The 14,078-nt window shown below is 39.9% G+C and carries 5 protein-coding genes and 1 CRISPR repeat array (1 of these 6 running past the window's edge); all 5 genes read left to right on the top strand.

Going from position 1 to position 14,078, the window contains the following annotated elements:
* A CRISPR array of direct repeats spans positions 1 to 8,580; the repeat unit is 30 nt; unit sequence GTTTCAATCGAACCTTAGAGGGATGGAAAC; it reaches 214 nt to the left of the window's first position.
* Positions 8,581 to 8,740: 160 nt separating this feature from the next.
* The 5 genes from TEL01S_RS00950 to TEL01S_RS00930 are packed head-to-tail and all read left to right on the top strand — an operon-like array spanning position 8,741 to position 14,072.
* A complete protein-coding gene (locus TEL01S_RS00950; protein WP_012002253.1) occupies positions 8,741 to 10,291 on the top strand; it encodes a glutathione ABC transporter substrate-binding protein in 1,551 nt (516 codons plus the stop codon).
* A 52-nt stretch (positions 10,292 to 10,343) separates the two neighbouring features.
* A complete protein-coding gene (locus tag TEL01S_RS00945; RefSeq protein WP_012002252.1) occupies positions 10,344 to 11,261 on the top strand; it encodes an ABC transporter permease in 918 nt (305 codons plus the stop codon).
* Between the two features lie 2 nt (positions 11,262 to 11,263).
* Complete coding sequence (locus TEL01S_RS00940; protein ID WP_038051407.1) at positions 11,264 to 12,112, top strand: ABC transporter permease; 849 nt, start codon at positions 11,264 to 11,266, stop codon at positions 12,110 to 12,112.
* A gap of 8 nt (positions 12,113 to 12,120) precedes the next feature.
* Positions 12,121 to 13,110 (top strand): ABC transporter ATP-binding protein, encoded by a 990-nt coding sequence (locus tag TEL01S_RS00935; RefSeq protein ID WP_012002250.1) that lies wholly within the window; start codon positions 12,121 to 12,123, stop codon positions 13,108 to 13,110.
* Entirely contained in the window at positions 13,098 to 14,072 is a 975-nt protein-coding gene (locus tag TEL01S_RS00930; protein ID WP_028843536.1) for an ABC transporter ATP-binding protein, read from the top strand. Before TEL01S_RS00935 ends, TEL01S_RS00930 begins: the two co-directional genes overlap by 13 nt.
* Positions 14,073 to 14,078 lie beyond the last annotated feature (6 nt).

Here is a 14,078-nt window from a genome sequence, read left to right as displayed (position 1 = left end):
TAGAGGGATGGAAACAAAGTACATATGGAATAAACACAGATGATTTTAACCCGGTTTCAATCGAACCTTAGAGGGATGGAAACTATGCTTTTATAACTTGTATTCTGTCTTCGTATTTAGGTTTCAATCGAACCTTAGAGGGATGGAAACTTAGCTCTTTATTTCGTGCATTTAACACTTTACCTTGTTTCAATCGAACCTTAGAGGGATGGAAACGCAGAAGAATTAGGTAAAGAAATGTCGCCAGCACAGTTTCAATCGAACCTTAGAGGGATGGAAACTATTTTGAAAGAAATCTATAACCGCGGCAGCATCTAGTTTCAATCGAACCTTAGAGGGATGGAAACATGGGAGGGCGTGTTGGAAAAATTTGCAACAGAAGTAGTTTCAATCGAACCTTAGAGGGATGGAAACTCGCCAGCTGAAACAATATTAGTCCTGTTTAAGAAAGGTTTCAATCGAACCTTAGAGGGATGGAAACAAAACCACTCATAATCTTCATCAGAGGGGGTAAATTGTTTCAATCGAACCTTAGAGGGATGGAAACTATGTTTTTCTTCTGGCGGCTCGGCTTGCTCTTCTTGTTTCAATCGAACCTTAGAGGGATGGAAACAAGCAAGGCGCACTAAATGGCTTGTCTATCGGATACGTTTCAATCGAACCTTAGAGGGATGGAAACTCGTCATTTTTCTACCCCCTTCAAATATCGCCCAAAGTTTCAATCGAACCTTAGAGGGATGGAAACAGCTCTTTCAACACGTCGCGCACTGTAAAGCTCCATGTTTCAATCGAACCTTAGAGGGATGGAAACATGATTGGAACTTCAGGCGTCGCAATGTTGATCAAGTTTCAATCGAACCTTAGAGGGATGGAAACTTCAATATGTGCATTCTTGAGCACTTCTAAACCCTGGTTTCAATCGAACCTTAGAGGGATGGAAACAACTATATCCGAAATACGAGAAAAGGCCGTGGAATTCGTTTCAATCGAACCTTAGAGGGATGGAAACTCTGGTTGAGCATATTTACAAAACTTGGTATAGCCAGGTTTCAATCGAACCTTAGAGGGATGGAAACAGCGATACATGACATAGGTAGGCGGCTAGGCTTGGAGTTTCAATCGAACCTTAGAGGGATGGAAACTCAGAGCAGGATTTTGAAGTACTGCAAAATGTAACTTGTTTCAATCGAACCTTAGAGGGATGGAAACAGGTAAGTTGTTCTTACTAAATCAAAACAGTGCTAAGTTTCAATCGAACCTTAGAGGGATGGAAACTATTTTTTAAAATCCCGGAATCTCTGGATAATGGTAGTTTCAATCGAACCTTAGAGGGATGGAAACTAATAGGGGTACCTTTAGCAGTAAGGATGCTCAAAAGGTTTCAATCGAACCTTAGAGGGATGGAAACCCCCTTTTTTTGTGCGAGCCTATGTTCACAATTTCTGTTTCAATCGAACCTTAGAGGGATGGAAACACTGCAGAATTTCAGGATCATCCGTTATCGTGAATTGTTTCAATCGAACCTTAGAGGGATGGAAACATGTTTAAATCGAATTTCATGTTTTCACCTTCAAATGTTTCAATCGAACCTTAGAGGGATGGAAACAATAAATTAATCTTGGAGTAACTTTTGAGGTGGTGTGTTTCAATCGAACCTTAGAGGGATGGAAACAGCGCTGGTTGGGATATCTGCATCAAGCCACGTGCATGTTTCAATCGAACCTTAGAGGGATGGAAACCGACGTCAATGATCCTTCCATTTGCGGTGATCTTTCGTTTCAATCGAACCTTAGAGGGATGGAAACTCGGATTCTGATCCCGACCGGATCGTGATACCCGAGTTTCAATCGAACCTTAGAGGGATGGAAACTTATATTCCAGCTATCAACAACGATCCAATAGATGTAGTTTCAATCGAACCTTAGAGGGATGGAAACCCTCTTTTCTAACTTTCTTTTATAATACTCAACTTCGTTTCAATCGAACCTTAGAGGGATGGAAACATCAAACATTGTTGAAACATTAAACCAATCTGTTTGGGTTTCAATCGAACCTTAGAGGGATGGAAACTACCCAAAACAGAAACTATCATCTCACGAATACCAGTTTCAATCGAACCTTAGAGGGATGGAAACGCGCCTGAGTAGATACCGTATAACGTCAGCATTGCCTGGTTTCAATCGAACCTTAGAGGGATGGAAACAATTCTTCCAGATACTCGGTGGTTTTGAGAGTATCGGTTTCAATCGAACCTTAGAGGGATGGAAACTGGGTCATACTCATATACCGCCGTCATGCTTGTTTGTGGTTTCAATCGAACCTTAGAGGGATGGAAACATGTAATTTTCTTCGCCAATTTTTCCTATAACTATAGTTTCAATCGAACCTTAGAGGGATGGAAACACTTTTCAAAGACCGAAGGGCAGGTGCTTATGCCTGCGTTTCAATCGAACCTTAGAGGGATGGAAACTCTCTTTTTCTTGCAATAGCTTCATATACTGCGTTAAGTTTCAATCGAACCTTAGAGGGATGGAAACAATTGCTTGAACTATGAATAATGTTTTTGGAACAGAGTTTCAATCGAACCTTAGAGGGATGGAAACTGGCTTCGGCTATGGCTTTTAGTGCCGCTTGCTTTCGTTTCAATCGAACCTTAGAGGGATGGAAACCTTCATGAAGGTGATAAAATGAATAGTGTGAATACGTTTCAATCGAACCTTAGAGGGATGGAAACCTTCATGAAGGTGATAAAATGAATAGTGTGAATACGTTTCAATCGAACCTTAGAGGGATGGAAACGTCCTATTTAAGAAAGTGTGGAGAAAGAAAAAGCGAGTTTCAATCGAACCTTAGAGGGATGGAAACTGGTTCATAAAAAGTTTACCTAGAAACTTCGATAGTGTTTCAATCGAACCTTAGAGGGATGGAAACTATAAGTTGTATCCGAAATATGTTTCTGCGTATGCAAGTTTCAATCGAACCTTAGAGGGATGGAAACGAGTCAATATTCCCTCTACTATCGCAAGTCTTTCCTGTTTCAATCGAACCTTAGAGGGATGGAAACAGGTTAGTACATCAATCAATAATCAGCACAAAACTTGTTTCAATCGAACCTTAGAGGGATGGAAACTGAGGAATGAAAACTATCCCCGCTACCGATTTTTTAGTTTCAATCGAACCTTAGAGGGATGGAAACTATAATGTGGTTCCCTGCAATGGTAACATGTTGCTTTGTTTCAATCGAACCTTAGAGGGATGGAAACACTGGAATAGTTTTTGCATACCCACTCGTAGACTCTGTTTCAATCGAACCTTAGAGGGATGGAAACTCACCTCCTTTTTATTCATTGAGAATGAAATTACTAGTTTCAATCGAACCTTAGAGGGATGGAAACTATATTTCTTTCATATTAACCTCCTTTAGTTTTATTGTTTCAATCGAACCTTAGAGGGATGGAAACTATTCATACCTCCTTTGTTACTCGAATAGGTATAGAGTTTCAATCGAACCTTAGAGGGATGGAAACTATTCATACCTCCTTTGTTACTCGAATAGGTATAGAGTTTCAATCGAACCTTAGAGGGATGGAAACATCTCAATTCGTTCATTACACCTCCTCTTCCAAATGGGTTTCAATCGAACCTTAGAGGGATGGAAACTTGTCCTTGGTGCTGTCGTTGTTGTTTTGCTCATAGTTTCAATCGAACCTTAGAGGGATGGAAACCCTCTTTTCTAACTTTCTTTTATAATACTCAACTTCGTTTCAATCGAACCTTAGAGGGATGGAAACATCAAACATTGTTGAAACATTAAACCAATCTGTTTGGGTTTCAATCGAACCTTAGAGGGATGGAAACAAAAGCAGGAAGCTTTGGCTTGCATTAGCCTTAATTGTTTCAATCGAACCTTAGAGGGATGGAAACTACGTGTGCCTTTATCTGGCGCAACTGAATTTTGCAGTTTCAATCGAACCTTAGAGGGATGGAAACTAAATATTGTGTAGGATTATTATTTTCATCGTGTTCAGTTTCAATCGAACCTTAGAGGGATGGAAACAAAGCATACTGGACAACAAATGTAAGAGACGATATAGTTTCAATCGAACCTTAGAGGGATGGAAACAGTACCGCGTCGCAAAACCAAGCGACAAGGGGAAATGTTTCAATCGAACCTTAGAGGGATGGAAACAATCTCCAAGTAAGATAAGTTTCGCATTTGGAAAAGGTTTCAATCGAACCTTAGAGGGATGGAAACTGTGGTTGGGATTTCTTTTAAAACTTTTGCCTAGATTGTTTCAATCGAACCTTAGAGGGATGGAAACATACTTCTTCGCTACCAACTTAAAAGTACCTCTTTGGTTTCAATCGAACCTTAGAGGGATGGAAACTTAGAAATGCTTAAGCTAACACCAGCTGAGCTAAATGGTTTCAATCGAACCTTAGAGGGATGGAAACTTCAAAACACTTTTGAGTGTAAGCAATTTGTTGGGAGTTTCAATCGAACCTTAGAGGGATGGAAACTAAATTGGTACCTCAACTAACGCTCCCTTCTCAACTTGTTTCAATCGAACCTTAGAGGGATGGAAACATCTGTTCATATACATTACCGACAGAATCTTTTATGGGTTTCAATCGAACCTTAGAGGGATGGAAACCAGAAAACGTGCAGACAATTACATTGAAGGCAACCTGTTTCAATCGAACCTTAGAGGGATGGAAACATTTCTGCGATTTGCTCTTGTGAGAGAGCAACCGTCGTTTCAATCGAACCTTAGAGGGATGGAAACAAGAGAAGGTTTTTGGAGAGATCAAGCGGCAAATACGTTTCAATCGAACCTTAGAGGGATGGAAACACTTCTTCTGCATTTTCTGCTGTTTCTTTTATCTTCTTGTTTCAATCGAACCTTAGAGGGATGGAAACACGCGCAGATCGTCAAAACAGAAAAAGGCAACTACGGTTTCAATCGAACCTTAGAGGGATGGAAACGCTTACTTCCGTAGTTTCCAATTTGTGATGCTTGAAGTTTCAATCGAACCTTAGAGGGATGGAAACGCGAATTTTCTAAGCTTCTTTCTGAGTCGTACCAAGTTTCAATCGAACCTTAGAGGGATGGAAACATGATTTTGTTGTGAGGTCACTTAGTAGTACAATGGTGTTTCAATCGAACCTTAGAGGGATGGAAACCTTGGAATCATAATAGGCGTACCTTTGGCAGTAAGGGTTTCAATCGAACCTTAGAGGGATGGAAACACAGACAAAGAGCCAGCAGCAATCCGATCGGCAGAGGTTTCAATCGAACCTTAGAGGGATGGAAACCCGCGCGCACCCTGTATTGCTGCAGCTGCTGCAAAAAGTTTCAATCGAACCTTAGAGGGATGGAAACTGAGGAGAATGATAAAGCTTATCAGAGATTGCATAGGTTTCAATCGAACCTTAGAGGGATGGAAACTGTGAATATCTTGTGAATAAGTATGGGTTTTCTTATGGTTTCAATCGAACCTTAGAGGGATGGAAACAAGTGTTAGTATTCCAATTCAACTCTTCGGCACTACGTTTCAATCGAACCTTAGAGGGATGGAAACTTTGGTTCGCTTTCTGGTACTGGCAAGTGGTATGGTGTTTCAATCGAACCTTAGAGGGATGGAAACTGCCCCAAATAGAAAACATTATAGCAATAATGCTAAGTTTCAATCGAACCTTAGAGGGATGGAAACGAGGTATTCATAACAGAGGTTATAGTATTAATAATAGTTTCAATCGAACCTTAGAGGGATGGAAACTAGTACGGATACCAGAAAAAACACTGATGATAGCGCGAGTTTCAATCGAACCTTAGAGGGATGGAAACAGCATCGGTATCGATGCCGAGAAAGTGCCTTTTGAAGTTTCAATCGAACCTTAGAGGGATGGAAACCTATCTTTAAGTAAGTCCGCAGCCTGTTTGGAGTGGAGTTTCAATCGAACCTTAGAGGGATGGAAACAACATATTTAGATAATATTCCAATAAAACTAAAGGTGTTTCAATCGAACCTTAGAGGGATGGAAACTGGTACGGCAAGTTCAATAATTCCTTCTTTGTGCGGGTTTCAATCGAACCTTAGAGGGATGGAAACATGGTCAAATGATCAAGATATCGACTCCATATGGCAAGTTTCAATCGAACCTTAGAGGGATGGAAACAACTGCGCTTGAAACTTTGAGCCAAGTCCAGGCTCAGTTTCAATCGAACCTTAGAGGGATGGAAACAGATTTGAAAAAGTTGAGGGATGGTATTGTGTTCATTGTTTCAATCGAACCTTAGAGGGATGGAAACACCAGCAACAGTATCCTCCCAAATCTGAGAGGCGTCGGTTTCAATCGAACCTTAGAGGGATGGAAACTTGCCCAGTCAGAGTATGGAGTTCCTTTTGACCAGAGTTTCAATCGAACCTTAGAGGGATGGAAACTTGTATATACTGGTTGTAGTTCCATAGAGTGTATTAGGTTTCAATCGAACCTTAGAGGGATGGAAACAGGAGCAAATCTCCTTCAAATCCCTGTACTGCACCCGGTTTCAATCGAACCTTAGAGGGATGGAAACAGCCGTGCCGATGCTTCAGATATACTACCAATTACAATGTTTCAATCGAACCTTAGAGGGATGGAAACATTGTTGCATCAAGCTTCTGACTCTCTGTAATTTGAGTCGTTTCAATCGAACCTTAGAGGGATGGAAACATTGTATATGCAATATTTTTAATCCGTGTGATTAATGGTTTCAATCGAACCTTAGAGGGATGGAAACTGAGCATAAATTTCTGTATGAGAAACAGTATTTCTGGTTTCAATCGAACCTTAGAGGGATGGAAACTCGAATAAATAATATTTATGACTTTGAGAGTGTAACGTTTCAATCGAACCTTAGAGGGATGGAAACCAAATTTGATCCATCATTTCTTCAATCTCTTCAACAAGTTTCAATCGAACCTTAGAGGGATGGAAACCATAATGGAACTGAATATAATGTGTTTGCTAAATACGTTTCAATCGAACCTTAGAGGGATGGAAACTTTAACCAGGACATTAAATCATCCCAAAATCCTTGCGTTTCAATCGAACCTTAGAGGGATGGAAACACTCTCTCGCTTCTTGAAAGGAGGAATACCGATGCAGTTTCAATCGAACCTTAGAGGGATGGAAACCTCGGCCTTTGTAACCTTGTACCCTCTTTTTTCAAGGTTTCAATCGAACCTTAGAGGGATGGAAACATAACCGCGATTGAAGTTTCTTACCTTGCAGACGAAAGTTTCAATCGAACCTTAGAGGGATGGAAACTGAAAAACCGATGTGAAAACCGTGAGTTTCTTCTTGTTTCAATCGAACCTTAGAGGGATGGAAACAACCTCCTGACGAAACAATAGCCGAGAGAACTATTTGTTTCAATCGAACCTTAGAGGGATGGAAACTGCGAAGAAAGACATATTCCCTATTCAAACGATATTGTTTCAATCGAACCTTAGAGGGATGGAAACACGAGTTTTTGAAGTTTGTAAGATATAGCGTAAGCTTGTTTCAATCGAACCTTAGAGGGATGGAAACATGGGAAGATCTATTGTGTTCCTCACAACGCAACACAGTTTCAATCGAACCTTAGAGGGATGGAAACATGGGAAGGCGTGTTGGAAAAATTTGCAACAGAAGTGTTTCAATCGAACCTTAGAGGGATGGAAACAGCACTATTTTAACGGCAAACATAACGCTGAATGGTGGTTTCAATCGAACCTTAGAGGGATGGAAACGATGATAACGTAAAAACAGGAAACTCACTGCAGGATGTTTCAATCGAACCTTAGAGGGATGGAAACATTTCTTTTCTTGGCCTTCCTCTCTTCGCCATCTTCGTCGCGTTTCAATCGAACCTTAGAGGGATGGAAACGCAAATCCTGAAGATCTTCCCGCTGCTTATACGCATGTTTCAATCGAACCTTAGAGGGATGGAAACTTTTCAAAGTCGGGATTTGTCAACTCACAACCACAAGTTTCAATCGAACCTTAGAGGGATGGAAACTTGAAATACCTGCTGTTCAGCAAATCGAGCGCCATTAGTTTCAATCGAACCTTAGAGGGATGGAAACAAGATTTAAACAACATCTTAAATGAAGCATGCGAAGGTTTCAATCGAACCTTAGAGGGATGGAAACCACCGTCTGTGAGCGTAACTCGAAATGGTGGAGTTGGAGTTTCAATCGAACCTTAGAGGGATGGAAACTTTGGATATTTGGAAAGAATCCCTATTGGAAAGGGAGTTTCAATCGAACCTTAGAGGGATGGAAACTGAGTTATAACCATGATTTATACCCCCATGTGTTTTCGTTTCAATCGAACCTTAGAGGGATGGAAACTTTGGATATTTGGAAAGAATCCCTATTGGAAAGGGAGTTTCAATCGAACCTTAGAGGGATGGAAACTGAGTTATAACCATGATTTATACCCCCATGTGTTTTCGTTTCAATCGAACCTTAGAGGGATGGAAACAGGACGTTTTTCGCGGCATCTAGATTTCCAGCGGTGTTTCAATCGAACCTTAGAGGGATGGAAACTTAGCCACACTTCAACCATTTTTGCCCATCGAAACTCCCCATTTTCCCTGAATATTCCTCTTCGATGTTTATTATTTCTACACATTTAGTAAAAAAGCTTGACAAGATAATTTTGCCATGATAGAATTTTGGCTAAATATACCAAAAGGGGGTGAATTTATTGAGAAAAACCGTTTCCTGGTGCATTTTACTTCTTTTTACGTCCTTTTTCGCGGCAAATCTTGGTGGAACGTTGAGATTCCTCATCGGGGTTGACATCACAACTTTGCTTGGTCCAAATATTCCAGATTCAGTAAGTAACATAGTTGCCAGTCACATTTTTGAAGGGTTAATAGACGTAGATGAGAATCTCAAAATTATTCCATCTCTTGCCGAAAGATGGGAAATTCAAGAAAACGGGACCGCCTACGTGTTTTTCCTTAGAAAAGGTGTAAAATTCCACGATGGTGAAATTTTCAACGCTTATGCCGTCAAGAAACATTTTGATTACGTCCTTGGTTCTTCTCTGAGAAATGTTGGTATGTTCAAAGGTATCATTAAAGAAGTGCAGGTAGTTGACGATTACACCGTAAAAATCATCCTGTTCAGACCATATCCGCCGATATTGTATCGATTAGCTACATCTTCTGCCGCATGGATAATTTCTCCCAAAGCCATCGACGAATTTGGATCAGATCCAGCATTATTTGGTAAAAATCCAATTGGCACAGGACCTTTTATGTTTAAAAGCTGGAAAGCTGGGGAAAAAGTAGAACTCGTTAAGAATCCCAATTACTGGCGCGAAGGATTACCATATCTTGATAGTCTTGTTTTCTCTATCGTTTCTGAGGACATTTCGCGAGTTACGCAGGTTAGAGCAGGTGATGCTGATGTTATGTATAATCCACCTCCAGCTCTGGTTCCTGCACTCGAAAAAGATCCTAAACTTAATGTAATAACGATACCCACGGTAAGAGTAATTTACATAGGGTTGAACAGTTTAGTTCCACCTCTGAACGATGTTAGAGTCAGACAGGCATTAAATTACGCTGTGGATAAAGAAAAACTGTGCAGTATCATAATGAGAGGAATGGCGCGTCCATCAGATTCTCCTCTGTCGAGTATCACCTATGGTTATACTTCAACTGGCGGTTATCCATATAACCCTCAAAAAGCCAGACAACTTCTGAAAGAAGCAGGATACGAGAATCTAAAACTGGAATTAATCACACCCAAAGGAAGGTATTTGAACGACTACGAAACCGCCGTGGCTATACAGGGGATGTTGAGTGAAGTGGGGATAGACTTAGATGTAAAACCTATGGAATGGGGGACCTATGTAGCAAAGATACTTTCAAACAAGCCTGAAGATTGGGATTATCAAATGTTCCTGCTTGGCTGGGCACCAGGAACTGCCGAAGGTCACTGGGTACTGTTTCCACTCTTTCACTCTGTTAACCAAATGGGAAATCCTGAAGGTACAGCAAGGTATAATAATTTCTTCTACAGAAACCCGGAAGTTGATGATCTCATCGATAAAATAGGCAAAGAACTTAATGAAGAGAAATTAATGGAATATTATGCCGAAGCGCAAAAAATAATCCTTCAGGATGCACCGTGGTTATTTCTTTACGAAATGAAAATTGCGACAGTATCAAGAAAAGAAATCAGAGGTCTCAAAATTTATCCTACAGAACGTTTTAATATGACTTATGCGTGGATTGAAAAATAGTTTTCAAGGGGTGTGATGTTATCACACCCCATTTACCTGCGGGGTGTCTCAAATGATTAAATTTGTTAGTCGTAGATTGCTTTTACTTATACCGGTGATCATTGGAGTTTCATTGATATCATTTTCCATAATGCACATGATTCCTGGTGATCCTGCACGCATAATAGCTGGTGAAGGAGCAACGAAAGAAGATATAGAGGTAATACGTACAAAATATGGTTTGGATAAGCCATTGATCGAACAGTACATCAGATTTATGAGGGGAGTTTTGATAAATGACCTTAGGTCAATTAAGACTGAAAAACCTATCTTTGGAGAAATTTTGCCGCGATTTTCAAATACTGTTCAACTTGCAGCTGTGAGTATTGTTATTTCATCTTTAGCAGGTATCTTTCTTGGAATAATCTCTGCTGTAAAACGTAATACCTGGGTAGATAATTTTGCAATGATCTTCTCACTAACAGGTGTTTCAATGCCTATTTTCTGGCTCGGTATTCTCTTGATAATAATTTTTTCGGTCGTGCTTAAATGGCTTCCTTCTGGAGGAAAAGGAGGTATACAGCACATTATTTTGCCTGCTATAACTCTCGGCTTAGCAACATCTGCAGTAATAGCTCGAATGACACGTGCGAGTATGCTTGAAGTTCTCAATCAAGATTATGTGAGAACCGCCAGAGCTTTTGGGCTGCCTGAGAGAAAAATCGTATACAAATACACTCTCAAAAATGCTCTTGTACCGGTTATCACAGTCATAGGATTGCAATTTGGTTATCTTCTTGGCGGGGCTGTTCTTACAGAGAGTGTGTTCGGCTGGCCTGGACTTGGCAAATATATCGTGGATTCAATTTTCAGCAGAGATTATATTGCTGTTCAGGTCGGAATAATGATTATAGCAGTTTCTTTTGTTCTGGTTAACCTGATTGTTGACATTCTTTATGTATTTGTAGATCCAAGATTGAGGCGGGGGTAAGTATGCCAAAAAAAAGTTCATTAGTCATGTTCAAAAGAATAAGTAAAAACAAAGGAGCTCTTTTTGGAATGTTTATAGTAATATTGATGATAACTGTTTCGATAATTGCACCATTAATAGCTCCTTACGATCCTTATAAACAGGATTTACTTTCAAGTCTCCAGAGACCTTCTTTAAAGCATGTTTTCGGTACAGATATTTTTGGAAGAGATGTATTGAGTAGAGTTATTTACGGTGCAAGAACTTCTATTTCAATATCTTTTTTTGCAGTTTTGATTGCTATTTTCATAGGAACAACTGCTGGAACATTTGCAGGTTATTTTGGAGGAGCGATTGATGAGGTATTGATGAGATTTCTGGATATATTGATGGCATTTCCGGATATACTGCTCGCAATAGCGATTGTTGCAGCATTAGGACCAGGAAAATCTAATCTTATTATGGCTATCGCTATTTATTCTTTTCCACAGTTTGCAAGGGTCATGAGGGCATCAGTTTTGAGCGTTAAAAATAGCGAATATGTTGAAGCAGCAAAAGCTATTGGCGAATCTAATATTTCAATAATGATAAGATACGTGGTTCCAAATGCAATAACACCAATAATAATTCAAGCAACACTCAGAATGGCAACAGCTGTGCTGACAATATCTGGATTAAGTTTTCTTGGATTGGGTGTTAAACCCCCTGAAGCCGAGTGGGGAACTGACCTTGCGATGGCGAGAGTCTACATAGAGATAGCCCCTCATCTTGGTATATTCCCTGGTCTGGCGCTTTTTCTGACAGTTATGGGTTTTAATCTTTTTGGTGATGGGCTCAATGACGCTCTTAACCCTCGTTTAAAGGACAGGTGAGTAGTAAAATGAATGAATTACTTAAGATAGAAAACCTTAAACTTTACTTCAACACTGAAGAAGGTGTTGTAAAGGCTATAGAAGATGTTAATTTAACTATCAATACAGGGGAAATTGTTGGAATAGTAGGTGAAACTGGGAGCGGAAAATCTGTTACAGCGATGAGTATATTGAAATTGATACCATCGCCTCCTGCCAGGTATCTTAACGGAGAAATCTGGTTCGATGGACAAAAAATTGACAATCTTTCAGAAGAAGCTATGAGCAATATAAGAGGCAAAAAAATAGCCATGATTTTTCAGGAGCCAATGACTTCATTGAATCCAACTTTCACAATTGGAGAACAAATTTGCGATGTAATAATGGCTCATATGCAAATTCGTAAAGAAGAGGCTTTCAAAAAGGCAATCGAAACCTTTAAACTGGTTAAAATGCAGGACCCTGAATCTTTAATGATCAAATACCCACACCAACTTTCTGGAGGAATGAGGCAAAGAGTAATGATCGCGATGGCACTGGTGTGTAATCCAAAACTGCTAATTGCAGATGAGGCAACTACTGCTTTGGATGTTACTATTCAAGCGCAAATTCTTGGGCTGCTCAAGAAGATGAACAAAGAGCTTGGATTAAGCATTTTAATCATCACACACAGCCTGGGTATTGTTGCACAAATTTGCGATAGAGTGGTAGTCATGTATTCAGGATATACAGTAGAGTCCGGCAATGTGTACGAAATATTCAACAGACCTTTACACCCCTACACCAGAGGGCTTTTAAATGCTATTCCATCTGTCGAAAACAAGCTGGAAACACTTAAAGCAATTGAAGGTACAGTTCCTGATTTAATAGATCCACCAGTGGGCTGTCGTTTTCATCCGCGATGTGGGAGAGTTATAAAAGGTCTGTGTGATGAACATGTACCAGAATTAACGGGTTTTGACCACAAAGTTGCTTGCTTCAATCCATATGATGGTGGTGATGAAAATTGGAGATCCTGAAAGTAGAAAAATTAGTCAAAACTTTTTCGGTGAAAAAAGGGTTTTTTGGTAAGTATTTTCAAATTAAACCCCTTGATGAAGTTTCTTTTTCTCTTAGAGAAGGCGAAACACTCGGGGTAGTTGGTGAATCAGGATGTGGTAAAACGACGCTCGGAAGAACTGTTATAAAGCTTCAAAAACCAGATGGTGGTAAAATTTTTTTTGATGGCAACGATGTAACAGATATACCCGAAAAAGATTTCCAGAAATACAGGAGAAATATTCAAATAGTCTTTCAAGATCCATTTTCGTCGCTTAACCCAAGAATGACTGTTTATGAAACACTTGCCCGTCCGATCAGAATTCATAAAACAGTTCCAAAAAGCGAGGAGAAAAAAACAATAGTTCGCACACTTGAAAGTGTGGGGTTAAAAAAAGAGCACATGAACAGGTTCCCACACGAATTTTCCGGTGGTCAAAGGCAGCGAATAGCAATTGCACGTGCGATAATCACCAGACCAAAATTTATTGTACTCGATGAACCCACGTCCGCACTCGATGTCTCTGTGCAGGCACAGATCATCAATCTTCTGAAAAAACTGAAAAAAGATTTAAAATTGACATATATGTTTATATCTCACGATCTTTCGGTTATTAAATTTTTAAGTGATAGAGTAGCTGTAATGTATCTTGGTCAAATAGTTGAAATGGGTAAGACTGATCTGGTAATCAATAACATGCTCCATCCATACACAGAATTACTTTTCAATTCGGTACCAATACCGGATCCTGCAAAAAAAATGAATTTCGAATTAGATGCGAGTGAGGTCCCCTCCTTGATTAATTCACCTGCTGGATGCCCTTTTTTTGATCGGTGCCACCTGAGGTTAAAAGAGTGCAATCGTCTCAGACCGAAATTAGAAGAAGTAGAGAAAGATCACCTCGTTGCATGTTTTTTATACCATAAAACCGCCCACAGGTAAGATAGC

This window comes from Pseudothermotoga elfii DSM 9442 = NBRC 107921 (genome assembly GCF_000504085.1).
GTDB classification, from domain to species: Bacteria; Thermotogota; Thermotogae; order Thermotogales; family DSM-5069; genus Pseudothermotoga_B; species Pseudothermotoga_B elfii.
The sequence above is the reverse complement of the archived record's forward strand: the minus strand, read 5'-3'. Positions and strand labels throughout refer to the sequence as shown.

Bases quoted from the DNA above. Each gene is read 5' to 3' on its own strand.
- TEL01S_RS00945 (WP_012002252.1), top strand. From the start codon at position 10,344: ATGATTAAATTTGTTAGTCGTAGATTGCTTTTACTTATACCGGTGATC.
- TEL01S_RS00940 (WP_038051407.1), top strand. From the start codon at position 11,264: ATGCCAAAAAAAAGTTCATTAGTCATGTTCAAAAGAATAAGTAAAAAC.
- TEL01S_RS00935 (WP_012002250.1), top strand. From the start codon at position 12,121: ATGAATGAATTACTTAAGATAGAAAACCTTAAACTTTACTTCAACACT.